This is a genomic window from Spongiactinospora gelatinilytica, assembly GCF_003236385.1.
Lineage (GTDB): Bacteria > Actinomycetota > Actinomycetes > Streptosporangiales > Streptosporangiaceae > Spongiactinospora > Spongiactinospora gelatinilytica.
On record NZ_POUA01000013.1, the window covers coordinates 21,871 to 46,359 of the forward strand.

The window sequence follows — 24,489 nt, forward strand, 5'->3', positions numbered from 1 at the left end:
GAGCCGGTTTCAGGGCTTGACCTCGCGCAGCCTGCCAGTCTCCACCTCGTAGATGAATCCGCGCACCCGGTCGGTGTACGGGATGAAGGCGTCGCCCTTGATCCTGGCGATCGACTGCCGGACGTCCTCCTCCAGGTCGGAGAACGCCTCGGCGGCCCAGTCCGGCCTGACCCCGGTCTCGGCCTGGAGGCCCGCCTTGAACGCGTCGTCGGTGAAGGTGAGCATGCCGCAGTCGGTGTGGTGGATCAGGATGATCTCCAGGGTGCCCAGCAGCCGCTGGCTGATCGCCAGGCTGCGGCGGGCATCGGCGGTGATCGCGCCGCCCGCGTTGCGGATCACATGCGCGTCGCCCTCGCGGAGGCCGAGCACGGCGTAGGGGTCGAGCCTGGCGTCCATGCAGGCGACCACGGCGAGCCGCTTGGCGGGGGGCAGCCGCAGATCGCCCAGGGCGAAGGCGGCGGCGTAGCGCTCGGCATTGGCCAGTACCTCGTCGGTGACGCTCATCGGGTTCCCTCTCGTCCGCGGCCGGATACCACCCTCAGGATTGTGCATTTTCCCGACACTTTCAATAGGGATTTTCACCCATTGTGACCGAATGGTGGCAAGAACGGGAAACGTCGTCACGCGCCGGGCCGGGCGCGTGCCCCGGATGGACGCACCCGGCCCGACGTCGGGACGGAAGGGGGGTCAGGTGCGGAACGGACCGGTCACGCAGTAGGTGATGCCGCCGGACGAGGAGCCGCTGGTACCGCGCTGGGAGGAGAAGTACAGGCGGTCGCCCGCGGGCGTGAAGGCCGGACCGGCGATCTCCGACGAGCTCTGGCCGCCGATCCGCAGGAAGACGGAGATCTTGTCATCGGGGGTGATCAGGCAGATCTCCATGTTGCCGCCGTCCTCGGCGACGTACAGGTCGCCGGAGCCGGCGCCGGTGATGTTGTCGACGCCGGTCAGCGGGGCCGTGCCGGGGGTGACCAGGTTGTCGTCGTAGGCGAGCTCGTAGGTGTTGTCGGCCAGGTTGACCTGCCACACGCGGTTGTCGCCCTTGGTGGTGAACCACACGGTGTCACTGGCATAGTGACACCCTTCGCCGCCGTTGAACCGCTTGACCCCGGAGACCTGGTTGCGGGTGGCGGTGGGCGAGCCATCGGGGTCGGGTACGTTCGCCCAGGTGAACGAGCCGGAGGTGGCGGTGCCCGCGCGGAGTACCTGAAGGGTGCCGGACGACAGGTCGCCCCAGGTGGTGGGCAGGAAACGGTAGAAGCAGCCGTCGGACTTGTCCTCGGTGAGGTAGATGGCCCGGCGCACCGGGTCGCAGGCGGCGGCCTCGTGGTTGAAGCGCCCCATCGCCGGGCGGACGACCGCCGTGGCGCTCGAGCCGCTGAACGGATAGGTCTCCCAGACCCGCCCGGTGTCCACCTCCTCGCAGGAGAGCCAGGTGTTCCACGGGGTCGCGCCGCCGGCGCAGTTGCGGTTGGTGCCGCCGAGGATCCGGTAGGCGGACGTCGCCGTGCCCGCCGAGTCGAACCGGATCGCCGACGCGCCGCCGCCGCCGCTGCCGATCTCGGCGTTGGACACGTAGATCCATCCGCTGCCGTCAGCGAAGCACGCGCCGCCGTCGGGGGCCGCGTGCCAGGTGTAGGAGGTACCGGGGACGGTCTGACCGGAACGGGCGACCACCCGGCTGGAAAAGCCCGCGGGCAACTGGATTCCGTTGGCGTCGGCGCGCTGGAGCGGGCCATAGGGGCCGGTGGCGTTCTGGGCGGGGGCGGCGAACGCGCCCTCCCACAGGCTTCCGGTGAAGGCCAGCGCCCCCGCGCCGACCACCGATGCGCGGAGTAAGTTACGGCGTTTCATCGGCGACTCCTTTCGTCCGGGGCGCTCGGGGTACGCGCCCCGGACGAAAGGTAGGCCGCCCGTCTGGCGCGCAGCCGGTGACGGGGTGAATACCAGGTGTCACGCCAAAGGTTTCCAAGTAGCAACACATCGTATATAGCCGGAAACAGGAGTTTCCTCCTGGTATAGAGGATTTGCCCTAGTAGCCCATGGCTCTGGCGGCCCCTCAGCAACCGCGGTCGAACCACAGCGTCACAGTCGTGCCCGCCGCCCCGGTGCTCAGCCGGAACCCAGAGGCCACCGTGTGCGCCAGCCACAGCCCCATCCCCCCGGTCGGGTAGGGGCCCGGCGGCTTCAGCTCGGGCTCGCCCTCGGCCCGCGGCCACACGCCCTCGTCGTACACCTCGGCCACCACCTGCCCGCCCGCGTCCCACACCCGCAGCCGGGCGACGCCGGCGCCGTGGATGACGGCGTTCGTGGCGACCTCGTTCGTCGCGACCAGGAAGTCGGCGACCCAGTCGTCCGCGAGCCCGAGCGCCCGGACGTAGGCGGCGGCGTACGCCCGTACGGCCTGCAGCTCGGCGACGCCGAAAACGATCTCACCGGGAGCCGGCCGCGGCGAAAAGCGATGAAGGGACTGATGACTCACCTGCACTGGGAACCGCCTCATCACATGCCTCGGCCTCGCGGCCGTCTCCCACCCCCGGCCACCATAGGCGACGCTCGCGCGACCCTCCAGACCGGGTGGGTACGTATGCGGGCTTCTCAGCCGATTTAGGTATGGGCTACCGATACGGTTACGGATTTTTCTCGGTGAGGCGAGACCTTAGCGTCGGGCGGCACAGGGCAGAACGGGCCGATCACCCCTCCAAACCCGTTCTGGCCGCTACATATCCTTCACCCCCCGTTTCCCGATCACCGCGCCGCCGGACGACCTCCGGCGACGCGGTGGGCCAACGGCCGCCGACCGGCGGCCAGGCCAGGGAGAGCCGAAAGGAATCAAGTGAAACGCACGACCCTCCTCGCGGCGGCGTTAGGCGTCGCCGTGGTCGCATCGACGGCGTTACCGGCGTCGTCGGCGTACGCGGCCCCGCCTGGGGCCACCCCCGCCGCGGCCGATGCCGTCAAGGCCGCCGCCGACCCCAAGTCGCTCGCCGCGGCCGCCGCCGACAAGGCGGTCTTCAGCGGGCTCGACGAACTCCGCAGGGGTCCTGATGAGGCTTACCACCGCCTGAGCGTCACACCGGGCGCCGGCGGGATGCACTACGTCGCCTACGAGCGCACCTACAAGGGCCTCCCCGTCGTCGGCGGCGACGCCGTCGTGGTGACCGACGCGAGCGGCCGGGTACGCGACACGGCCGCCGCCTCCGGCCCCAGCCCGAGCAACGTGCCGACCAAGGCGAGCGTCGGTTCCGGCCGCGCGCTGGCCACCGCCAAGACCAAGCTGAGCCGGGTCGACGACAGCGCCCAGCCGCGCCTGGTCGTCCTGGCCTGGGGCGCCAAGCCCAAGCTCGCCTGGGAGGTCGTGGTCTCCGGCGTGGCCTCGGGCAAGCCCAGCAAGCAGCACGTCTTCGTGGACGCCAGGTCCGGCAAGATCGCCGACTCCTATGACGAGATCCTGGCGGGCACCGGCAACGGCCACTACAACGGCAACCCGGTGACCATCGGGACCTCCCGGTCCGGCAGCCAGTACTCCATGACCGACTCCGGCCGGCCCGGCATCTCCTGCGGCGGCCAGGGCGGCACCGCCTACACCGGGCCCGACGACAACTGGGGCAACGGCAGCGGCACCAACCTGGAGACGGCCTGCGTCGACGTCCTGTTCGCCGTCGGCAAGGAATGGGACATGCTGCGCGAGTGGCTGGGCCGCAACGGTATCAACGGCAGCGGCCGTGGGTTCCCCGCGCGGGTCGGCCTGAACGACGTCAACGCGTTCTGGAACGGCAGCTACACCAACTTCGGCCACAACCAGGCCAACACCAAGCAGGCCACCCCGATCGACGTGGTGGCGCACGAGTACGGTCACGCGATCTTCCAGACCACGCCCGGCGGCGCCGGCTCCGGCAACGAGAACGGCGGCATCAACGAGGGCACCGGAGACATCTTCGGCGCGCTGACCGAGTACTACGTGAACCACCCGGCCAACCTCGACGAGCCCGACTACCTGGTCGGCGAAGAGGTCAACCTGGTCGGCAACGGCCCGATCCGCAACATGTACAACCCGAGCCTGGTCAACCGGGACCCCAACTGCTGGTCCACGCAGATCCCCAACACCGAGGTGCACGCCGCGGCCGGCCCGCTGAACCACTGGTTCTACCTGGTCGCCGAGGGCAGCAGCCCCGGCGGCGGCAAGCCGAACAGCCCGATCTGCACCGGCGGCCCCTCGTCGGTGACCGGCATCGGCATCCAGAAGGCCGGCAAGGTCTTCATGGGCGCGCTCGGGCGCAAGACGTCGAGCTGGCGATACGCCAACGTCCGTTCCGCGTCCATGGCCGCCGTGGTGGAGCTGTACGGCGCCAACAGCGCCGAGTGCAACACGGTCAAGAACGCCTGGAACGCGGTGAGCGTGCCTACGCAGTCCGGCGAGCCGGCCTGTGGCCAGCCGGGCGACGACTTCTCGATCTCCCTGGCCCCCTCCTCCGGCACCGCGGAGCCCGGCAAGGAGATCTCGGCGCGGGTCGACACCCAGACCACCGCGGGCAACGCGCAGACCGTCGGCCTGACGGCGGAGAACGTGCCCAACGGCGTCACCGTGCGCTTCAACCCCACCTCGGTGACCAGCGGCGGCTCCTCGAACGCGACCTTCCAGGTCGCCTCCTCCGTGGGCGAGGGGACCTACTCGATCACGGTCAAGGGCACCGGCAAGACCACGCACACGGCGACCTACAGCCTGCGGGTGGACGACGGCGGCCCTGGTGAGATCGATCCGCCGGACATCAGCGTGACCGATGTCAAGGCGCACCTTCAGCAGTTCCAGACGATCGCCACCGGCAACGGCGGCAACCGCAGCTCCTACAGCGCCGGTTACACCGCTTCGGTCTCCTTCATCGAGGGCAAGCTGCGCGAGGCCGGCTACACCGTGGTCCGCCAGCCGTGCACCTCCGGCTGCACCGGCGGCTCCGGCCCGAACCTGATCGCCGACTGGCCGGGCGGGGATGAGAACCAGGTCATCATGGCCGGCGCGCACCTCGACAGTGTCAGCGCGGGCCCCGGCATCAACGACAACGCCTCCGGCTCGGCCATGCTGCTGGAGGTCGCGCTGACCCTGGCGGAGAAGCGGCCCACGATGGCCAAGCACGTCCGCTTCGGCTGGTGGACCGACGAGGAGCAGGGCCTGAACGGCTCCCGCTTCTACGTCAACTCGCTCAGCTCCACCGAGCGGAGCAAGATCAAGGTCTACCACAACTACGACATGGTGGGCTCGCGCAACGGCGGCTACTTCATCAACAACATCTCCACCACCGCCGCCCAGCACCTGAAGGCGTTCTACGACGGGCTGAACCTGTCCCCCGAGGAGAACGTCGAGGGCGCCAACCGTTCCGACGACGCCTCCTTCAGGAACGCCGGCATCGCCACCTCCGGCGTGGCCGCGGGCGCGAGCGCGCGCAAGACCTCGGGCCAGGCGACCAAGTGGGGCGGCAGCGCCAACCAGGCGTACGACTCCTGCTACCACCAGGCGTGCGACAACATCAACAACATCAACGACACGATCCTGGACCGGGCCGGGGACGCCTCGGCGTACGCGATCTGGAAGCTCGCCGTCGGCGGTCCCGGCAACGAGCGCGACTTCTCGATCTCGGTGAACCCGGCGTCCGGCACCGTGGAGCCCGGCGGCCAGGCCACCGCCACGGTCGGCACGACCACCACCGCGGGCACCCCCCAGACGGTGAACCTGTCGGCCGCCGCCGGGCTGCCCGGCGGAACCACCGCCACGCTCAACCCGCCCACGGTGACCTCCGGTGGAACGTCCAGCCTGACCATCTCCACCTCGGGGAACACGCCGCCCGGCACGTACAACGTGACGATCACCGGCACCGGCGAGACCGCGACGCACACGGCGACCTACCGGCTGACCGTGGGCGACGACGGCGGTGACCGGACCTTCACCAACGACACCGACTACCCGGTCTACGACTACACCACGGTGTCGAGTTCGATCAGCTCCACGGCGACCGGAAGGGCCGAGTCCCCGGTCAAGCTGAGCGTGACGATCGACCACACCTGCGCCGAGGACCTGCACCTCACCCTGCGCGCCCCGAACGGCGCGACCTATCTGGTGGACCAGTACGGCGGCACCTACTGCACGCCGTACGAGACCAGGACCTACTCGGTGCCGGTCAGCCAGAACGCCGTCGGCACCTGGACCCTCCAGGTCACCGACGTCTACCCGCAGGACCAGGGGACGCTCGACTCCTGGAGCATCACCCTGTAAGGCACGCGTAGGGCACGGCGAAAAGCACGGTCATATCCATCCCAGACCCCAGAGGAAGGGGGCACCGGTCCCCGGCCGGTGGCAGCGCGCTCGCCCCAGTGCGATGCCACCGGCCGGGGCTCGCCACATCCCGTCCCATCTCATCCAGAACACGAACAGGCCCGGCGAACGAAGGGAGGTGCCATGGCGAACGGCTCAGTCAGGCGGGGGCGTCACCTCGCCGCGCGAACGGACGCCGAGCTTGCGCAGCACGTTGGCGACGTGCGTGTCGACCGTGCGGCGCGACAGGAACAGCACCTCGGCGATCTCCCGGTTGGTGCGGCCCAGCCCGACCAGCCTGGCGACCTCGCGTTCCCTGGGCGACAGCGTGTTCCCGCCGCTCTTGCGGCCCCTCGGCGGCGGCTTTTCCACCCCGATCTCCCGCATCGTCCTGCGGCAGCGGGCGGCGTCGTGGGTCGCCCCGAGCCCGGCGAAGCGGCCGGCCGCGTCGGCGAGCAGCCGGGCGGCGGCGGCGCGGTCACCGAGGCCGAGCCGCGCGCCCGCCTCGGCCTCGGCCGCCCTGGCCGCGGCGAAGGGCTGCGGCAGCGGCTCGAACGCGGCGCGGGCCCGCGCGTACAGGCCGGCGGCCTCCTCGAACTCGCCGCGCGACTCCACCAGGATCCCGCGCGCCATCTCCAGCGCGGCCAGGCAGGCCGGGGCGCTGCGGCCGGCCACGCCCGCCTCGAAGTCGGCGACCAGCTCGGCGGCGTCGGTTTCGCGCCCGGCCCGCAGCAGCGCGCTCACGGCGGGCGGCACCAACCGGTCGCACCACACCCAGATGCCCTTGTGGCGCATCCTGCCGACCGCGCGCCCGGCCTCGGCCACGGCCTCGTCCACCATGTCGCGGATCAGGTACAGCTCGATCAGCCCGCCGGACGCCGAGCACATGACCGGGAGGAAGCCCGAGTCGGCGTCGTTCGGCCCGGCCTCCTGCAGGTGGTTCTCCGCCTCGTCCCACTCGCCCCTGGCCGCGGCGAGCATGCCGAGCACCAGCCGGGCGTCCACCGCGACCAGCGGCGTCTCGGCGGTCATCCGCACCACCGCGGCGGCCCGGTCCCAAAGCCCTTCCCAGTGGCCGGTCAGCCAGTCCAGGCGCAGCGAGGACAACTGGACCAGATAGTCCGGGTACTGCGCCCCGGTCTCCTCGGCCAGCCGCCTCGTCTCGGCCTCGTAGCTTTTCGCGGTGTCGTAGTTGCCGAGCGCGACGGCCGCGTCGCAGAAGTTGGCGTACCCCCGCGCCACCTGCCTGCGCACCGCGGCCGAAGGGTCGCTCGCCGGCAGCGTGCCGACCAGCTGGGCCGCCTCGGGCGCGCCCACGAGCATGGTCAGCGCGACCCGGTTGGCGTGCACGGCCGTGGTCAGCTCGGGATCGCCGGTGGTGGCCACCAGTTTCTCCGCGCGTTCCATGTACGACAGATGGGTGGCCAGCGAGTCGTCACCCCAGGGAGGCATCGCGAGCAGCGCCAGCCCGCGCGCCGCGATGTCCGGACGGTCTTCCAGGTCGGCGAGGGACGCCAGGGTCTCCCTCCGCCCGGCGGCCACCTCGCCGGCCTGGTTGCACAGCAGTACGCCGAGGTTCAGCCGGGCCTCGCCGCGTACCTCGCGCGACAGCGAGTCGTCGGCCAGCAGGCGGCGTACCAGGCCCACGACCCGCCGGTGGGACAGCCCGACCGCGGCGACCCTGCTGAGCCGCAGCACCATCGGGCCGCGTACGGCATTCGGCAGTTCGGAGTCGGCGAGCATGCCCTCCATGAGGTCGACCGCCATCGGCATGTCGCCGATGGAGGCGGCGTGGTCGGCGGCGGCGGCGCCGTAGCGCTGCCATGCCTGGATCGCGCCCGCGCGGCGGGCGTGGAAGGCGAGCTGGACCAGCGGCGGCGGGTCCAGTGGCGCGAGCGCGGCCATCGCCCGCTCGTGCCGCAGGCGGCGGTCGGGGCCGGGGATCGCGTCGTAGACGGCCTGCTGGGCGAGGGCGTGGCGGAAGCCGTACCGGCCCTCGGTGTGCTCGTGCAGGACGCCGGCCTTGAGGCATTCGCGCAGCCCGGCCTCTGAGGCGCCGCCGGCCACGGCGGCGATCAGTTCCTCGCTCGCGGGCACGCGCAGCACGGCCGCGGCCCGCACCGCGCTCAGCGCGGGGGGCGAGAGCCCGGCCAGGCGTTCGGCCATGGCCTCGCGCAGCAGCAGTGGCACGCCGATGCCGTCCAGCGCGTCCGCGCCGCCCTCTCCGGCGAGCGGGTCGCGGTCGCCGCCCGGCAGCGAGCGCACGACCTCCTCGATCACGAAGGGGATGCCGGCCGTGCGTTCCTGGAGCTTGGCGGCGAACGCCTCGCTCAGGTCGGAGCGGCCGAGCAGCGCCCCGGCCAGCCTGCCGACGTCGGCGGCGGCCAGCGGCCTGAGCGCGATCACGCCGCCGCGGGTGCCCGGCGGCCTGCGGTGGGCGCGCCCGAACGGCAGGCCGGGGACCGGTAGATCCTCGCGCCGGTAGGTGACGATCAGCGCGAACCCTTCCGGAGGCTCGTCGGTCAGGAAACGCAGCAGGTCACGGGTGCCGTCATCGGCCCAGTGCAGGTCCTCGACCACGAGCACGGCGGGGGCCACCGCGGCGAGCAGCGCATGGACGGCGCGGAACAGCCGATGCCGCTCGGCCCTCGGGTCGTCGAGCGGCGGTAGCGAGGGCGGCAATTCTCCCGCCAACTCCGGCAAATACGCCCGTAGCGCCCCGATGACTGGATTTAGCCCGTCTGCCGACAGACCCGACACATGCCTCAACGCATCAAAGACAGGGCCGTAAGGGAACGGCTCCCGAATCTGGTGACAGTGTCCGAGCAACACTGTGCGCTCGCGCACCGGCAACCCGTCGATCGCCGCGTGCACCAGGCGTGTCTTGCCGATGCCCGCCTCGCCTTCCAGCAGGGCGATCGCCGGCGGCAAGGTGATCACGTCGAGGAGCGCGGCGAGCTCCGCGTCACGGCCCACCAGAATGGATGCGGCCATGCTCGACATCGGCGGCTCCGATAAGGTCCGGACAGATCTGTAATACGGGGCCCCCTCCCGGTTTACTTTATCCACTACCTTCCGTCTCTCGGTCAACCCTCTCGGCTACATCTACGTAAGGGCGACAATCCCCGCCCTCCTCGCGCAGCCCACCATAAGGACTGTTGGGCGGGATGTGCGGTGATTCAGGGCGATTGCCGGGCGCGGACTCCCCTGCCGGGCGTGGCCACACCGCGATCAAATCGGCGTCACGGTCCGCTACTGATCCGGCACACAGGGTTATAGGATGACCATGCCATTGCTCCACAACGGTCAACCAACTCGGCAGGGAGCTCAAGTGATCAAGAAGCTGTGTGTCACAGGTGCCGTCATCGCGGCCGCCGCGGCGGTCTCGTTGCTGTCGGCGCCTGCCCACGCGGACTCCTGGAACAACCGCACGCGCAACCTCGAGGCGGCACAGTCGGGCAACCTGTTCGGCGAGAGCATCATCCAGGCCCTGGGCAACGGGCACCTGTCCGGCAATGTCAACAACATCAACGGCACCACGGCCAACGCCGCCCACGGCGGCGTCGGCGTCCGCTACGTCTTCGACTGAAACCGCACGTCCCTCGGCTGATCCACCGGCGCCGGGCCTGCCAGTCGGCAGGCCCGGCGCCGTCGTGTCGCATCAAGCCGCATCATCGCGAATCGCCAGAAGCCCGCTCAGCGAGCGCGAGGCCCGCCTGACACGGCAGAGCGGGAACGATGTCCGGACTGCGCCTGGTTTGACATCCCCGACTCGACCTGATTTAGTGCTACATCATTTGGAATCACGCTAAATCAGGTAATCCAAGGATGTTCAATTGCGTGACTGCCACGGGGGGCGCTGTGCGGGACGGAAGCAGCGGTGATGGCGGAGTACATCTGACCAAGCGACAGCGGCTGGCCACCGAGCTGCGCCGGCTGCGCGACCTCGCCGGGATCTCCGGCCGGGACCTCGCCCATCGCATCGGGATGAGCCAGTCCAAGATCTCTAGGATCGAGTCGGGCACGGTGATCCCGACGATGCCGGAGGTGACCGCGTGGGCCGACGCGGTGGAGTCCTCCACGCAGACGCGGGAGTGGCTGGTCGACCTGACCGAGTCGGCGTTCACCGAGATCCACACCTGGCGGACGGCGCTGCAACGGCAACCCCATCTGCAGGACGACATCCGGGAGCAGGAGGACCAGGCCAAGCTCGTCAGGGTCTTCCAGCCGACGCTCGTCCCCGGCCTGCTACAGACCGCCGAGTATGCCCGGCGGGTCTTTCTGTTATTCGACCCGCCCTACTCGGAGGGCGATCTGGCGATGGCGGTGGCCGCCCGCCTGCAACGCCAGCTCGCACTTTATCAGGAAAACCGGCGTTTTGAATTCCTGGTCACCGAGGCGGCGCTGAGATGCCGCCCCGGCCCGGCCAAACTGCTGCTGGCCCAATTGGACAGGGTCTCGTCCCTGAGCACGCTGGAGAACGTCTCGATCGGGTTGATACCGCACAACAGGGAAGCGGTGGTCTGCCCGGCGCACGGGTTCACGGTGTACATCGGTGACGAAAGCGCGGAGGACACCTTCGTCCAGGTCGAGACCACCCATGTCCGGCTGAACGCCAACGCCGCGGAGGACGTCGCCATCTACGAACGGCAATGGAATCTGCTCAGCGGAACGGCGATCTATCAGGACGAGGCACGCGAATTCCTCGCTGCCCTGCGCGCCGAGATCGGCGGATCGGCGCGTTGACCGCCGCGGCCATGGCGCCCCGGCCGCCCGCCGCCCGTGCGCGGACGGGCGGCGGGCACCTTCCCCCCGCCAGGCACAACCCCGTGTCAGGTCGTCAGGTCGAACTCCCCGGCGTGCACCCCGGCGATGAACTCCGTCCACTCCTTGCCGCTGAAGTGGAGCACGGGGCCGGCGGGGTCCCTGGAGTCGCGGACCGAAACCCCCTCGCCGCGCCTGGCGACCTCGACGCAGCCTCCGCCGTTGTCACTGGCGGTGGCCTTGAACCATTCGGCGGCACGCCGCCGGGTTTCCTGTGCGGTTTCCATCGTTACGTCCTTTCCCTTGTGGGGCTGTTGGCGGGGGTGCCGGTGCCGCCCGCTGGAAAAGAGGATCGGATATCACGCCGGGTGGCGGCTCGTAGTTCGCGAAGGAGGGGCGATGCGGTTTCGATTGTTGAGTGAAGTCGATGCTTATCGGGAGGGAGTGTGGGTACATCTCGGCGACCGTAAACAGCGTTTACTCCTGGCCGTACTCCTGCTCTCAGAGACCGATCCAGTACATATCGAGCAGTTGATCGGCACCCTGTGGGACGGCGAGCCGATCAAAAGCGCGCGCAAGGTCATCCACCACTACGCGAGCGACCTGCGCCGCCACCTCGGCAGGGCGCGGGCGGGCGGCCACCTGCTGCCCGAGGGCAAGGGCGGCCTGTACCGGGTGCGCGCCGAGCGCGACGAGGTGGACGTGCACCGATTCCGCGACCAGGCGCGGGATGGCTATGCCCGGCTGCACGACGATGACCCCGAGGCCGTGCGGCTGCTGCGCGCGGCACTGCGGGAATGGGGTTCGGAACGCCTGATCGCCGGCGAGCCGCTGAACGGGCTGACCGGCCGGTGGGCGGCCGAGCAGCGGCAGGTGCTGAAGGAGGAGCACCGCGCCGCGGTGATCGCCCTCCTCAAGGCCGAACTACGGCTGGGCAGGCACGCCCGGATCATCCCCGAGCTGTCCCGACTGGCCGGGGACGGCCCGCCGGACGAGGAGGTGTCGGGTCTGTTGATGCTGGCCTGCTACCGTTCCGGCCGGCCCGCCGAGGCGCTTTCGGTCTACGCGGCCTACCGGGAACGGCTCGCCGACGCGGGCGCCCTGCCGGGCGCGGCGATCGAGCATCTGCGCGAGCGCGTGGCGCGCCGGGACCCGGGCCTGGACCTGGCCGCCGATTCAGCCGGATTCACGGTCGTCTCGGTTGATTCGGGCCACGGAATCAACGGGATCAGCAGTCAGGTCTGCTGACCGTTCTGCCGGTCGGCCGCCGGTCTGGATCTCGGCGAGCAGGTGCAGGTCGGTGCGCAGCGCCTGGTAGGTGCGGCGATAGACGCCGTACAGCTCGTCGTAGCGGTCGCGGGGAACGGGGTCGGGCTCCAGGCGTTCCTTGACGGGGTTCCAGGTGGAGGTGTCCACGCCGAGCGCGTCGGCGACCAGGCGGGCATCGCCGTAGGAGGCGCCGACCGTGGTGGACGGCAGGTCCTGCGGCCTGCCGGTCACGTCGGTCACGATGCGCGGCCACAGCGCGGTCGCGCCGCCGCCGACCGCGACCAGCCGGGCGGGGTCGGCGCCGGCCTCGGCCATGGCCTCGATGTTGTGGCGCACGCCGAACGCCACGCCCTCAAGGATCGAGCGGTAGAGGTGGGCGCGGGTGTGCCGCAGGGTGAGCCCGGCCCACACGCCCCGGGCGCCGGGGTCGGCGACGGGCGTGCGCTCCCCGGCGAAGTAGGGCAGCAGGACCAGCCCGTCGCTGCCGGGGGCGACCCGCTCCGCCTCGGCGGCCAGTTCGGCGTAGCCGACGCCGGTGAGGTCGCGCAACCAGCCGGTGACCAGGCCCGAGGTGGCCATGCCCGCGGCCACCGAGAAGCCCCGGCCGGTCAGCGAGGCGTTGTTCCACAGGCCGGGGTGACGGGCGGGGGCGGCGGCGTGCTGGATGAAGAACATCGTCGAGCCGTACATGACCATCATGTCGCCGACGTCGCGCACGCCGACGCTGTACGCCTCGGCCAGTGCGTCGATCGTGCCGGCCAGCACCGGCACACCCGCGGGCAGGCCGAGCGTGTCAGCGGCGGCGGGGGCGACCTCGCCCACGACCTCGCCGGGAGCGGCCAGGCGGGGACGCTCCAGCCCGGGGGCCCCTTCAGACCGGAGCGCCTCCCAGGCGGGGTCCCACCAGTCGTGGGCGTCGAGCGCGTACATCGGGTCCGAGGCGCTGGCGGAGTAGCGGTCCATCACGTACTCGCCGGTCAGCCGGTGGACGAGCCAGCTCGACGCCTGGTACCAGCGGCGGGCCCGCGCCCAGGTCTCCGGCTCGTGGCGGCGCGCCCACATCAGCTTGGGGCCGACGGCCTGGCTGGTCAGCGGGTTGCCCGCGGCCTCGGCGACCCGCTCGGCGCCGAGCCGCGCGGTCAGCTCGCCGATCTCCCGGCCGGCGCGGGTGTCGATGCCGTACAGGATCGCGGGCCGCAGCGGCCGCCCGGCGGCGTCGGTGAGCAGCGCCACCGGCCCGATGCCACTGGCGCAGACCCCGGCGACCGCGGAAAGGCCCGCGCGCTCGCGTAGGTCGCGCAGCAGCGCGACCGTGTCGGCCCACCACACGCCCTCGGGGTCGTGCTCGAAGTAGCCGGGCCGGGGGTTGGCGGTCTCGTGCGGGCGGGTCGCGGAGGCGACCACCGTGCCGTCCTCGGCGACCAGCACCGCCTTGCTGGACGCGGTGCCGACGTCGATGCCCAGGAAACGGCCCGCGGAAGCCGGCGCGCTCACGCGAACACCGCCTCGGTGTCGCCGTCGCCGGGATCGGGCGCCGGGGTCTCGGCGACCGGCACCCGGCGCAGCACCCCGCCGTACGGCCCGGCCTCCCCCTCGGGAAGCTCGGTGTCGGTGAGCACGAGCCCCACCTCGTCCAGCGCCGCCACCTTGACCAGCGCGCGCCTGCCGAACTTGCTGCTGTCCGCGCACACGACCGTGCGGCCGGCCGACTCCATCATCGCCCGCTTGAGCGGGACCTCCAGGCTGTTGGTGTTGGTGATGCCCGCCGCCACCTCGATCGCGTCGGCGCCGAGGAAGGCCATGTCCACCGCGACGTCGCGGACGAACGTCTCGGCCGCGTGGCCGACCAGCGAGTACACCGACCCGAGGAGTTCGCCGCCGGAGACCAGCAGCCGCATGTCGGGCACGGTGGCCAGCATCTTGGCCGTGCGCAGGTCGTTGGTGACCACGGTGAGCCCGCGCCGCTCCCTCAGGGCCAGGCCGACCTGGTAGATCGTGGACCCGCTGTCCAGCACCACGGACATGCCGTCGGCGACCAGTTCGGCCGCCGCCTGGGCGATGGCCGTCTTGGCGAGCAGCCGTTCCTGCTGCTTGACCACGTACGGCACGTCGGCCGCGCCGCTCGGCGCGGGACGCGCCCCGCCCCTGACCCGGGTGATCTGCCGCGCCCGGGCGAGCGCGTCGAGGTCGCGCCTGATGGTGGACGGGTCCACCGCAAGGTCGCCGGCCAGTGCGCGGGCCTCGACGTAACCCTCTTCCGCCACCCTGCGCAGAATCTCGCGCCTTCGCTGACTCGTGAGCATCTCCCCTCCCGGTGGCAGCACCATACGCGAATCCGTGCACGGGAGAAAGCGCAGAACCCGGTGCCATTGCACGCTTCCGCGCAAAAACCTTGACGGTTCTGCACGTAACCGTGCAAACTGGCGCCCAACTTCGCGCAGGAAGGAAGGTACAGGTTGACCTCCTGGGACCCGCTCGGCGATCCGTCAGGGCTGATCAGGTCGCTGTCCGCGACGCCCGCCCCCGCGGGAAACGAGGACCGGCTGACCGCCGCGGTGGCCGACCACCTCACCGCACGCGGGCTCACGCCCGTGGTGGACCGGCTCGGCCAGGTGGCGGTGACCGTGGGCGGCTCCGGTGACGGGCCGCGCATCCTGGTCAGCGCCCACCTCGACGAGCTGGGGCTGGTCGTGCGGGGCATCGAGGCGGACGGCTGGCTTCGCGTACACCGGCTCGGCGGCATGCCGGAGCGGGTGCTGCCGGCCGCGCGCCTGGTCGTCCACACCCGCGACGGCGACATACCGGCGGTCGTCGGCGTGAAAAGCCACCACCTGACCCCGCCGGAGGAGAAGTACGTGGCCCGCCCGGCCACCGACCTCTACCTCGACCTCGGCGCGAACAGCCGGGAGGAGGCGGCGCGCCTGGGCGTGCGGGTCGGTGATCCGATCACCTACGCGCCCACCTGGGACGAGCTGGCCGGCGGCCGGTTCGCCGCCAAGTCGCTGGACGACCGGGTCGGCGTGGCCGCGCTGCTGGCGTACGTGGACCGGCTGCTGGCCGACCCGCCACCGCAGCCCGTCCACGTCGCGTTCACGACTCAGGAGGAGTTCCACGTCAGGGGCACGCTGGCCCTGGTGTCACGGTTCGCCCCCGACGTGGTGGTGAACGTCGACGTCGCCCCCGCCACCGACACCCCCGACCTCAGCGGGGTCGGCTCGGTCGCGCTGGGCGGCGGCCCGACGCTCTCCCGCCTCTCCTTCCACGGGCGCGGCACCCTGGGCGGGCTCATCCCGCACCCCGGGCTGGTCCGCGCCGTCGAGGCCGCGGGACGCGACGCCGGCGTCCCGCTCCAGCACGACGCCATGGTCGGCATCATCACCGACGCGGCGTTCGTGCCGATGGCCACCGCCGAGGGCATCGCCGCCGTCGGCGTGGGCATCCCGGTGCGCTACACCCACGCGCCAACGGAAACCGGGCAGCTCTCGGACGTCGTCGCGACCACCGATCTGCTCGTCGCACTCAACGCCCGCCTGCGCGACACCGACCTGTCGCGCGGCGCGGCGCAACTTCGCAACGGAGGGATGGCATGACCCTTTTCCAGGAGATGTTCGGCAAGCGCAAGGCCGTCATCGCGATGGCCCACTTCCCGCCGCTGCCGGGCCAGCCGCTGCACGACAGGTCGGCCGGGGTGCGCGGCGTGATCGACGCCGTCCGCCGCGACCTTGAGCACCTGGCGGACAGCGGTGTGGACGCGGTCATGTTCTGCAACGAGGGCGACCGGCCGTACCGGACGGTGGCCGGGCCGGAGACCACGGCGGTGATGGGCGCGGCGGTGGCCGAGCTGAGCCGCGACCTGCCGATCCCCTTCGGCGTGGACGTGCTCTGGGACCCCAAGGCCGCCCTCGCCCTCGCCCACGCCACCGGCGCGCTGTTCGTCCGCGAAGTGTTCACGGGGGCCTACGCGGGCGACTTCGGGGTGTGGAACACCGACCCGGCCGAGACCCTTTCCTTCCGCGACCGGATCGGCGCGGACGGCGTGAAGATGTTCTACAACGTCACCGCCGAGTTCGCGGCGCCGATCGCGCCCCGCGACATCGCGCTCACCGCGCGGTCGGCCGTGTTCAGCTCGCTCGCCGACGCGGTGTGCGTGTCCGGTGTCGTGACCGGCACCGGCGTGGACGTCGCGCAGCTCCGTGCCGCCAAGGAGGCGGTCGGAGAGGTACCCGTCATCGCCAACACCGGCGTCAACCCACAGACCGTGGCGCAGATGCTGGCGATCGCGGACGCCTGCATCGTCGGCACCGCCCTCAAGCGCGACGGCGTCACGTGGAACGAGGTGGACCCCGAGCGGGTCAAGCGCCTGGTCTCCGTGGCCGCCGAGTCCGGCCACTGGGAGCCGGCGCGCAGGGGCGGCGCCTGAATCGACCCTCCGGACAGGAGCCCTCAATGCGCAAGATCTCAACGCTCCTGGTGGCCGTCGCGTCCGCCAGTGCCCTCGCCGCCTGTGGTTCGAGCGCGGACCTCAGCTCGGACGGCGGGAACGGCGGCGGGAACACCGCCGCCCCCGCCGACCTGCGTTTCGTCACCGTGGTGAAACTGACCGGCGTCGGCTGGTTCAACCGGATGGAGACCGGCGTCAAGGAGTTCGCCACGGAGACCGGCATCGACGCCACCCAGACCGGCGCCGACGACGCCGGTCCCGAGAAGCAGGTCAAGATCATCCAGGACCTGATCCCGCAGCGGCCGACCGCCATCGCGGTCGTCCCCAACTCGCCGGAGTCGCTGGAGGGCGTGCTCAAGCGGGCCCGCGACGCCGGTATCAAGGTCGTCACCCACGAGGCCAGCGACCAGAAGAACACCGACGCCGACATCGAGGCGTTCGACAACACCGCGTACGGCGCGCACATGATGGACGAGCTGGCCAAGTGCATGGGCGAGTCCGGCAAGTACGCCAACTTCGTCGGTCACCTCACCGCCAAGACCCACATGGAGTGGGCGGCGGGCGCCCAGGCGCGGGCGCAGGAGAAGTTCAAGGGCGTCACGCGGGTCGCCGACCCGATCGAGTCGCAGGAGAACACCGGCGTCGCCTATGACCGGACCAAGGAACTGCTCACTCGCAATCCGGACATCAAGGGCATCATCGGCAGCGCCGCGACCGACGTCGCCGGCATCGGCCGGGCCGTCCAGGAGGCGGGCCTCCAGGACAAGGTGTGCGTGATGGGCACCTCGATCCCGTCGGTCTCGGAGAAGTACTTCGCCGACGGCTCGATCGACAAGATCTTCTTCTGGGACCCCGCGGTCGCGGGCAAGGCCATGCTGAAGATCGCCCGGTTGCTGGCCGAGGGCAAGCAGGTCGAGGAGGGCACGAACCTCGGGCTGCCCGGCTATGAGTCGCTGAAGCGGTTCCCCGGCAACGCCACGACCTTCCACGGCAACGCCTGGATCGACGTGGACAAGTCCAACGCCGCCGAATACAAGTTCTAGACCATCCCGGGGCTGGGACCGGCGTGCGGCCCCAGCCCCGCCGGAAGGAGCGCGGATGCCGGAAACGGCGATCGTGCTGCGCGTGCGCGGCGTCAGGAAGACGTACGGGGGCGTGGCGGCACTGCGCGACGCGGATGTGGACATCCGCCGCGGGGAGGTGCACTGCCTCGCCGGGGAGAACGGCTCGGGCAAGTCCACCCTGATCAAGATAGTGAGCGGCGTGGAGCAGCCCGACTCCGGGACCATCACGCTCGACGGCCACGACGTCGGCCGGCTCACCCCCACCCGGGCCGTCGAGCTGGGAATCCAGGTGATCCACCAGGATCTGTCGCTGTTTCCCAACCTGTCGGTCGCCGAGAACATCGCGATGGTCGCCCGGGTGGCGTCGCGGCGGCGGCTGGTCTCCCGCCGCGACGCGATGGCCCTGGCCCGGGCCACCACCGAACGCCTGGGCGTCTCCCTGGACCTCGGCGAGCGGGTGGAGAACCTGCCGGTCGCCCAGCGCCAGCTCGCGGCCATCTGCCGGGCCTTCGCGCACGACGCCAAGGTCCTGTTCATGGACGAGCCCACCACCGCCCTCACCTGGCGGGAGGTGGACGCGCTGCTGGCCCTGGTGGACACGCTGCGCGCCGAGGGCCTGGCGGTGGTGTTCGTCAGCCACAAGCTGGAGGAGGTCTTCCGGATCTCCGACCGGGTGACCGTGCTGCGCAACGGCGAGGTCGTTCACGCGGGCGAGGTCAAGGACCTGGACCGGCCCACCTTGGTCAGGGTGATGACCGGCCAGGACGTCACCGAGGACCGCGATGTCACCGGCCTGCCGCCGGACGCCCGCCCGGTACTTGAGACCCGCGGGCTCGGGCGCAGGCACGAGTTCGCCGGCGTGTCGTTCTCGGTGCGGGCCGGCGAGGTGGTCGGGCTGACCGGGCTGCTCGGTTCCGGCCGTACCGAGATCGCCGAGGCGATCTTCGGCATGCGGCCCGCCGACACCGGCGACATCCTCGTGGACGGCGAGCCGGTCCGGGTGCGCTCGGTCCACGACGCGATCCGCGCCGGGATCGCCTACGTGCCCGGCGACCGGCTGACCCAGGGCGTGTTCCTCGGCCAGTCGATCCGCCGCAACCTCATCGCGGGCAGCATCGACCGGCTCATCTCGCGGTCCGGGCGGCTGCGCGGCGAGGCCGTCCAGCGCACGGTCACCACCGCGGTCGAGTCGCTGCGGATCAAGACCTCCGATGTGTCCGCCCCGGTGCGCACCCTGTCCGGCGGCAACCAGCAGCGCGTGGTGCTCGGCAAGTGGCTGGCCCGCTCGCCGCGCGTACTGGTGCTGAACAGCCCCACCGTCGGGGTGGACATCGGCTCCAAGGAAGGGATCCTCCAGGTGCTGCGCGACCGCGCCCGCGCCGGCATGGGGGTGCTCGTCATCTCCGACGACGTGCCCGAACTGGTGAGCGTCTGCCATCGGGTCCTGGTCGTACGGCGGGGCCGGGTGGTCGATGAGATCACCTCGGACCGGATGAGCGTCCAGGCCGTCACGGACGGGCTGACCGGGTGAACGCCATGCGACTCTCCCGGCTGCGCGGGGAGAACAACGAGGGGCTGCTGGCCGGCCTCATCATTCTCCTCGTGCTGATGATGGGGGTGGTCGAACCCGGATTCCTGGGCCCGGCGACCCTCACCAACGTGGTCAGGTCGCTGCTGGTCGACCTCACCTTCGCGCTCGGCATGCTGGTGGTCATCATCTCGGGCGGCATCGACGTCTCGTTCACCGCCATCGCGATCTTCAGCGGCTACGGCGTCATCGTGCTCATGAACGACCTCGGCGCGGACGGGACCGTCTGGCCGTTCGCGCTCGCCGCGCTGGCCGGGGCGGTGCTCGGCGGGCTCAACGCGGCCATGGTCGCCGGACTCCGGCTGCCGACACTGATCGTCACCCTGGGCACGCAGGGCATCGTGCGGGGTGCGCTGATCGCGTTCGTCGGCTCCCAGTACCTCTCCAACCTGCCCACCGGGCTGGAGTCCCTGGCCCGCTCGGACCTGTTCGCCGTCACCACCGGCGGCGGTACCGCCCGGATGACCCTCCTCGCGCTGCCGGTGGCGGTGCTGTGCGTCCTGGTCGCGCTGCTGCTGCGGAGCACCATGCTGGGCCGGTCGATCTACGCGATCGGCGGCGACGTGGAGTCCGCCCGCCGGGTGGGGATCAGGGTCGGGCGCGTCCAGACGTTCGTCTACCTGTTCGCCGGGGCGCTGGCGGGGTTCGGCGGGCTCATGCACGTGACGCTGAGCCGCCAGGCCAACCCCTACGACCTGGTCGGCAGCGAGCTGGACGTGATCGCGGCCGTCGTGATCGGCGGCGCGTCGATCTTCGGCGGGCGGGGCTCGGTCCTCGGGACCGTGCTCGGCGTCACGCTCATCGCCGTGATCAACAACTCCCTCGTCCTGCTCGGCGTGCCGAGCGCCTGGCAGCGCCTCGCGGTCGGCCTGCTCGTCCTTTTGGGCGTCGGCCTGCAGGCCCTTGGCCAGGGCAGACGCAAATCCCCCCCGATCCTCGCGGAGGTGCGGTCATGACGGGCGTTCGGACCGTGGCGGGGGTCGCCCTGCGCAACGCGCACGTGACACGGCTGGTGGCGCTCACGCTGCTGCTCGTCGTGGTGTTCTCGGCGCTCGCGCCGAGAGTGTTCCCGACGGCGCTGAACTTCCAGTCGATCGCCTACTCGGTGCCGGAGATCGGGCTGCTCGCGCTGGCGATGGCGCTCACCATGATCACCGGCGGCATCGACCTGTCCGTGGTGGCCACCGCGAACCTCGCCGCGCTCACCACCGCCGGTCTCTACATCGCGGCCGGCGGCGAGACGGCGACCAGCCCGCTGCTGCTCGTGGCGTTCTGCGCGGCGGCGCTGCTGGTCGGGATGGCCTGCGGCGCGGTGAACGGCCTGCTGGTCTCCCGAGTGCGGGTCTCCCCCATCCTGGCCACGCTGGCCACCATGCAGATCTTCAACGGCATCGCGATCCTGTGGACCGACGGCGAGGCGCAGTACGGCTTCCCCGACACGTTCCTGTGGCTCGGTGACGCGACGATCGCGTACGTGCCGGTGGCGTTCCTGATCTTCATCGGGGCGGCGCTGCTCATCTGGCACATCGTCTCGCGTACCGGCCTTGGCACCAGGATCGTCCTGGTGGGCGCGAACCCGGTCGCGGCCAGGTACTCCGGCGTGGACGAGCGCGGCGTGCTGATGCGGACCTACCTGATCAGCGGGCTGCTCGCCGGGATCGCCGGCATCGTGATCGCGGCCAAGTCCACCAGCGCCAGCCCCGACTACGGCGGCTCGTACGTGCTGCTCGCCATCGTGATCGCGGTACTCGGCGGCACCGACCCGTTCGGCGGGCGCGGCTCGGTGGCCGGGGTCGTGCTCGCCGCGATCGCCTTGCAGGTGCTGGCCAGCGGGTTCAACATCATGCGGCTCAGCCCGTTCCTCTACCAGATCGCCCAGGGCCTGATCCTGCTGGTCGTGATGGTCGTGGAACTGCGCCGCGGACGGCTCCTGGAACGCCTGCGCGGCCTCCTCACCGGAAGACCGGGGTGATCACCCGCGGCCGAGGCAGATCGTACGGCCGGCCTTGACCGCCTCGGAGGGGCGCCCGGCGGCCCGGCCGGACCGGGCGGCCGTCAGCCGCCCGCGGCGCGCAGTTCAGGAAACTCGTCGTCGCGCCACTCGTGCGCCCCGGGCGCGACGGCGGCCCCCTGCTCCCTGGCCCGCAGCTCGACACGGCGGATCTTGCCCGAGGTCGTCTTGGGCAGGTCGCCGAACTCCAGGCGGCGGATCCGCTGGTAGGGCGCGAGCCGTTCGCGGGCGTGCCGGAAGATCGCCAGCGCGGTGTCCCTGCCCGGCTCCCAGCCGGCCGCCGGCGTGATGTACGCCTTGGGCACCGCCAGCCGGATCGCGTCGGGCGCGGGCACCACGGCGGCCTCGGCGACCGCCGGATGCTCGATCAGCGCGCTTTCCAGCTCGAACGGGCTGATCCGGTAGTCCGACGCCTTGAACATGTCATCGGCCCGGCCCAGGAAGGTGATGTAGCCGTCGACGTCGCGGACGGCGATGTCGCCGGTGTGGTACCGGCCGTCGGACGCGCCCGGCGTGACCGGCCCCTCGTCGGCGAGGTAGGCGGCCATCAGGTTGCGGGGCCCGGCGGCGAGGTCCAGGCACACCTCGCCCTCATCGCCCGGCAGCCCGGTGGCCGCGTCGATCAGCTCGACGCCGACGCCGGGCATCGGCAGCCCCATGGACCCGGGCCGCACCGGAACGCCCGGCGAGTTGCCGACCAGCAGCGTCGTCTCGGTCTGGCCGTACCCGTCGCGGACGGTCAGCCCCCACGCCCGCTCGATCTGCGCGATGACCTCGGCGTTCAGCGGCTCGCCCGCGGCGGTGACCTCGCGCAGCGCGCCCGGACCGCCGGACAGGTCGGTCTGCACCAGCATCCGCCACACCGTGGGCGGGGCGCAGAACGTCGTCACGCCCGCCGCACGGATGCGGTCGAGCAGCGCCGCGGCGTCGAAGCGCGCGTGGTCGGCGACGAAGACCGTGGCCTCGGCGTTCCACGGGCCGAACAGGCAACTGTAGGCGTGCTTGGCCCAGCCGGGCGAGCTGATGTTCAGGTGGACGTCGCCCGGGCGTACGCCGAGCCAGTACATCGTCGTCAGGTGCCCCACCGGATAGGACACCTGAGTGTGCACCACCAGCTTGGGACGGGAGGTGGTCCCGGAGGTGAAGTAGTACAGCAGCGGGTCGCCGGGCGCGGTCCTGGCGGTGCAGCGGCGCGGGCTCACGGTGTACGCCTCGCGGTAGGGCAGCCACCCCGGCGCGTCCTTCTCCCCGGTGAGGATCCGGGTGTACTCCCCCGGCACCCGCTCGAACGTGGCCGTGTCGGCCGCCCTGGCGATCACGAAGCGCGCGCCGCCGCGGGCCACCCGGTCGGCGAGGTCGGCCGGACCGGCCGCGGTGGCGGTCGGCATGACGATCCCGCCGAGCTTCATGACGGCCAGCGTGGTCTCCCACAGCTCGACCTGGTTGCCCAGCATGACGATGACCGGGTCGCCCTGCCGTACTCCGGCGTCAGAAAGCCAGGTCGCCACCTGGTCCGAACGCCGGGCCAGCTCATCGAAGGACAGCCTGGTCTCGGTGCCGTCCTCCGCCACGATCCACAGCGCGGTGGCGGGATTGCCCCGGGCGATCTCGTCGAACCAGTCGGTGGCCCAGTTGAACACCGGGCCGAACTCCGGCCAGCGGAACTCCCGGGCGGCGGCCGCACGGTCGTGCGAGAACCGGAGCAGTGCGTCGCGGGCGGCGCGGAACGAATCGGCGGAACCGGGCACGGTTGGCGCTCCTCAGCGGTAGGCGATGGGGCGTGACCGAGGGCGATTGTGCCCGCCCGGCGCCCGCGCCACGCGCGGGCTCATTCGCTGGATGGCGGCGCGGTCGAGCGGCGGACGACGAGTTCGTGCGGGACGATCGTGCGGCCGGGCGGCGCGGGGTCGGCGGCGAGCAGCAGCCGGCCGGCCAGTTCGCCGGTCTCGGGACCGCGCTGCCGTACGGTGGTCAGCCCCGCCTCCTCGGCTCCGCTGTCCGAGAACCCGACGATCGACAGGTCCGCCGGGACGCGCAGGCCGAGATCGGCCGCCGCGTCCATCGCGCCGAGCGCCAGGATGTCGGTGTTGGCCAGCAGCGCGGTGGGCCGCGGCGCGAGGCGCAGCACCTCGTGGGCGGCCTGCCTGGCCTGCTCGCGCAGGTTGCGCGGCACCTCGTAGATCGGCACCCGGTCCCAGTCCAGCCCGGCCTCCTCGGCCGCCGTGCGGTATCCCAGAATGCGGGTGCGCATGGCCTGGAAGATCGCGCCGTCCCGGCGTTCCGGGCCGCACCAGCCGCCGGCGCCGTCGTGGTACAGGCCGGTGACGATCGCGGCGATCCGGCGGTGGCCGAGGTCCAGCAGGTGGCGCGCGGCCTGCGCGCCCGCCGTACGCTCGTCGATCCCGATGAACGGATGACCGGGAAGGTAGGGTTCGTCCACTACCACGACCGGCAGCCTGCGGCGGGTCACCTCCACCACGGCCGGATGCCCGTCGGGCAGCGAGAACATGCAGAACCCGTCCACCACGGCGTCGCGCACGGTCGCGGCCCGGCTGCCGCCGCCGCCCTGCAACGGCAGCAGCAACAGCCCCACTCCGGCGTCCTCGACGGCCCCGGTGAGCCCCCTGATGAAGTCGATGGCGTAGGGGTCGGCGAAGGCGTAGGACAGCGTCTCGGTGAACAACAGCCCGAGCGCGCCCGCCCTGCCGAGCCGCAGCGACCGCGCGGCGGCGTCCGGCCCGGCGTACCCCAGCTCGGCCGCCACCCGCAGGATCTCCCTGCGCAGCGCGTCGCTGAGCTGGTCGGGCCGGGAGAAGGCGTAGGACACGGTCGCCCGCGAGACGCCGACCTGGTCGGCGATCGTCTGGAGGGTCACCTTGTTGCCACGCGCCGCCATGCTCCCAACGTAGCGGCCCGCCCCTTGCCACAACGCCCTTAATCGATTAAGCTCTTAATCGATTAAGGAGGCTGTCATGGACCCGCTCCAGGTGATCGCCCACGAAGCCGCCATGCGGCACCGCTCCCGTCTCCACTCGGCCCTCCCCGACG

Annotated in this window: 19 protein-coding genes; 10 read left to right on the top strand and 9 right to left on the bottom strand. The window is 71.4% G+C overall.

The window, feature by feature from the left end; all coding sequences use genetic code 11:
* Positions 1–9 precede the first annotated feature (9 nt).
* The 3 genes from C1I98_RS03255 to C1I98_RS03265 all read right to left on the bottom strand — a co-directional run bounded on the left by C1I98_RS03255 (position 10) and on the right by C1I98_RS03265 (position 2,482).
* Positions 10–504 (bottom strand): beta-class carbonic anhydrase, encoded by a 495-nt coding sequence (locus tag C1I98_RS03255; protein WP_111165555.1) that lies wholly within the window; start codon positions 502–504, stop codon positions 10–12.
* Positions 505–687: 183 nt separating this feature from the next.
* Entirely contained in the window at positions 688–1,854 is a 1,167-nt protein-coding gene (locus tag C1I98_RS03260) for an alkaline phosphatase PhoX (protein WP_111165556.1), read from the bottom strand.
* Positions 1,855–2,059: 205 nt separating this feature from the next.
* Positions 2,060–2,482, bottom strand: coding sequence for an ATP-binding protein (locus tag C1I98_RS03265; protein ID WP_158557894.1), 423 nt, complete (start codon positions 2,480–2,482; stop codon positions 2,060–2,062).
* A gap of 354 nt (positions 2,483–2,836) precedes the next feature.
* Here C1I98_RS03265 and C1I98_RS03270 point away from each other — a divergent pair, with 354 nt between their 5' ends.
* A complete protein-coding gene (locus C1I98_RS03270) occupies positions 2,837–6,265 on the top strand; it encodes a M28 family peptidase (RefSeq protein WP_111165558.1) in 3,429 nt (1,142 codons plus the stop codon).
* Between the two features lie 195 nt (positions 6,266–6,460).
* Here the strand turns inward: C1I98_RS03270 and C1I98_RS03275 are convergent, their stop codons facing one another.
* Complete coding sequence (locus tag C1I98_RS03275) at positions 6,461–9,298, bottom strand: ATP-binding protein (protein ID WP_233507118.1); 2,838 nt, start codon at positions 9,296–9,298, stop codon at positions 6,461–6,463.
* Positions 9,299–9,635: 337 nt separating this feature from the next.
* Between C1I98_RS03275 and C1I98_RS03280 the strand changes: the two genes are divergently transcribed.
* Positions 9,636–9,893 carry a hypothetical protein gene (locus tag C1I98_RS03280; RefSeq protein ID WP_111165560.1) on the top strand — a complete coding sequence of 86 codons (258 nt, stop codon included), beginning with the start codon at positions 9,636–9,638 and terminating at the stop codon, positions 9,891–9,893.
* A 272-nt stretch (positions 9,894–10,165) separates the two neighbouring features.
* Positions 10,166–11,050 carry a helix-turn-helix domain-containing protein gene (locus C1I98_RS03285; protein ID WP_233507120.1) on the top strand — a complete coding sequence of 295 codons (885 nt, stop codon included), beginning with the start codon at positions 10,166–10,168 and terminating at the stop codon, positions 11,048–11,050.
* A gap of 86 nt (positions 11,051–11,136) precedes the next feature.
* On the opposite strand, the gene C1I98_RS03290 is transcribed toward C1I98_RS03285, so the two are convergent.
* The gene (locus C1I98_RS03290) at positions 11,137–11,355 is read right to left on the bottom strand and encodes a DUF397 domain-containing protein (RefSeq protein ID WP_111165562.1); all 219 of its coding nucleotides are present in this window, start codon (positions 11,353–11,355) and stop codon (positions 11,137–11,139) included.
* Positions 11,356–11,512: 157 nt separating this feature from the next.
* Here C1I98_RS03290 and C1I98_RS03295 point away from each other — a divergent pair, with 157 nt between their 5' ends.
* Positions 11,513–12,316 (top strand): AfsR/SARP family transcriptional regulator, encoded by an 804-nt coding sequence (locus C1I98_RS03295; RefSeq protein ID WP_158557895.1) that lies wholly within the window; start codon positions 11,513–11,515, stop codon positions 12,314–12,316.
* On the opposite strand, the gene C1I98_RS03300 is transcribed toward C1I98_RS03295, so the two are convergent.
* Both C1I98_RS03300 and C1I98_RS03305 read right to left on the bottom strand, forming a co-directional pair.
* The gene (locus tag C1I98_RS03300) at positions 12,245–13,831 is read right to left on the bottom strand and encodes an FGGY-family carbohydrate kinase (RefSeq protein ID WP_199536696.1); all 1,587 of its coding nucleotides are present in this window, start codon (positions 13,829–13,831) and stop codon (positions 12,245–12,247) included. The two genes, C1I98_RS03295 and C1I98_RS03300, sit on opposite strands and share 72 nt — an antisense overlap.
* Positions 13,828–14,640: a DeoR/GlpR family DNA-binding transcription regulator gene (locus C1I98_RS03305; RefSeq protein ID WP_111165564.1), complete on the bottom strand. Its 813-nt coding sequence runs from the start codon at positions 14,638–14,640 to the stop codon at positions 13,828–13,830. Before C1I98_RS03305 ends, C1I98_RS03300 begins: the two co-directional genes overlap by 4 nt.
* 153 nt (positions 14,641–14,793) lie before the next feature.
* Between C1I98_RS03305 and C1I98_RS03310 the strand changes: the two genes are divergently transcribed.
* The 6 genes from C1I98_RS03310 to C1I98_RS03335 are packed head-to-tail and all read left to right on the top strand — an operon-like array spanning position 14,794 to position 21,402.
* Positions 14,794–15,927 carry a M42 family metallopeptidase gene (locus C1I98_RS03310; protein ID WP_158557896.1) on the top strand — a complete coding sequence of 378 codons (1,134 nt, stop codon included), beginning with the start codon at positions 14,794–14,796 and terminating at the stop codon, positions 15,925–15,927.
* A complete protein-coding gene (locus tag C1I98_RS03315; protein WP_111165566.1) occupies positions 15,924–16,757 on the top strand; it encodes a BtpA/SgcQ family protein in 834 nt (277 codons plus the stop codon). Before C1I98_RS03310 ends, C1I98_RS03315 begins: the two co-directional genes overlap by 4 nt.
* Before the next feature lie 26 nt (positions 16,758–16,783).
* Positions 16,784–17,821, top strand: coding sequence for an autoinducer 2 ABC transporter substrate-binding protein (locus tag C1I98_RS03320; protein WP_111165567.1), 1,038 nt, complete (start codon positions 16,784–16,786; stop codon positions 17,819–17,821).
* Between the two features lie 55 nt (positions 17,822–17,876).
* Positions 17,877–19,373 carry a sugar ABC transporter ATP-binding protein gene (locus C1I98_RS03325; protein ID WP_111165568.1) on the top strand — a complete coding sequence of 499 codons (1,497 nt, stop codon included), beginning with the start codon at positions 17,877–17,879 and terminating at the stop codon, positions 19,371–19,373.
* 5 nt (positions 19,374–19,378) lie between these two features.
* Entirely contained in the window at positions 19,379–20,386 is a 1,008-nt protein-coding gene (locus C1I98_RS03330) for an ABC transporter permease (protein WP_111165578.1), read from the top strand.
* Positions 20,383–21,402 (top strand): ABC transporter permease, encoded by a 1,020-nt coding sequence (locus tag C1I98_RS03335; RefSeq protein ID WP_111165569.1) that lies wholly within the window; start codon positions 20,383–20,385, stop codon positions 21,400–21,402. Before C1I98_RS03330 ends, C1I98_RS03335 begins: the two co-directional genes overlap by 4 nt.
* Positions 21,403–21,485: 83 nt before the next feature.
* On the opposite strand, the gene C1I98_RS03340 is transcribed toward C1I98_RS03335, so the two are convergent.
* Both C1I98_RS03340 and C1I98_RS03345 read right to left on the bottom strand, forming a co-directional pair.
* Entirely contained in the window at positions 21,486–23,189 is a 1,704-nt protein-coding gene (locus tag C1I98_RS03340; RefSeq protein WP_111165570.1) for an AMP-binding protein, read from the bottom strand.
* 80 nt (positions 23,190–23,269) lie between these two features.
* Positions 23,270–24,337 carry a LacI family DNA-binding transcriptional regulator gene (locus C1I98_RS03345; protein ID WP_111165571.1) on the bottom strand — a complete coding sequence of 356 codons (1,068 nt, stop codon included), beginning with the start codon at positions 24,335–24,337 and terminating at the stop codon, positions 23,270–23,272.
* Between the last annotated feature and the right edge of the window lie 152 nt (positions 24,338–24,489).

Excerpts from the sequence above, each read along its gene's own strand:
- C1I98_RS03320 (WP_111165567.1), top strand. The coding sequence starts at position 16,784 with ATGCGCAAGATCTCAACGCTCCTGGTGGCCGTCGCGTCCGCCAGTGCC.
- C1I98_RS03305 (WP_111165564.1), bottom strand. The coding sequence starts at position 14,640 with ATGCTCACGAGTCAGCGAAGGCGCGAGATTCTGCGCAGGGTGGCGGAA.
- C1I98_RS03345 (WP_111165571.1), bottom strand. The coding sequence starts at position 24,337 with ATGGCGGCGCGTGGCAACAAGGTGACCCTCCAGACGATCGCCGACCAG.
- C1I98_RS03335 (WP_111165569.1), top strand. The coding sequence starts at position 20,383 with ATGACGGGCGTTCGGACCGTGGCGGGGGTCGCCCTGCGCAACGCGCAC.
- C1I98_RS03275 (WP_233507118.1), bottom strand. The coding sequence starts at position 9,298 with ATGGCCGCATCCATTCTGGTGGGCCGTGACGCGGAGCTCGCCGCGCTC.
- C1I98_RS03330 (WP_111165578.1), top strand. The coding sequence starts at position 19,379 with ATGCGACTCTCCCGGCTGCGCGGGGAGAACAACGAGGGGCTGCTGGCC.
- C1I98_RS03260 (WP_111165556.1), bottom strand. The coding sequence starts at position 1,854 with ATGAAACGCCGTAACTTACTCCGCGCATCGGTGGTCGGCGCGGGGGCG.
- C1I98_RS03315 (WP_111165566.1), top strand. The coding sequence starts at position 15,924 with ATGACCCTTTTCCAGGAGATGTTCGGCAAGCGCAAGGCCGTCATCGCG.
- C1I98_RS03325 (WP_111165568.1), top strand. The coding sequence starts at position 17,877 with ATGCCGGAAACGGCGATCGTGCTGCGCGTGCGCGGCGTCAGGAAGACG.
- C1I98_RS03290 (WP_111165562.1), bottom strand. The coding sequence starts at position 11,355 with ATGGAAACCGCACAGGAAACCCGGCGGCGTGCCGCCGAATGGTTCAAG.
- C1I98_RS03255 (WP_111165555.1), bottom strand. The coding sequence starts at position 504 with ATGAGCGTCACCGACGAGGTACTGGCCAATGCCGAGCGCTACGCCGCC.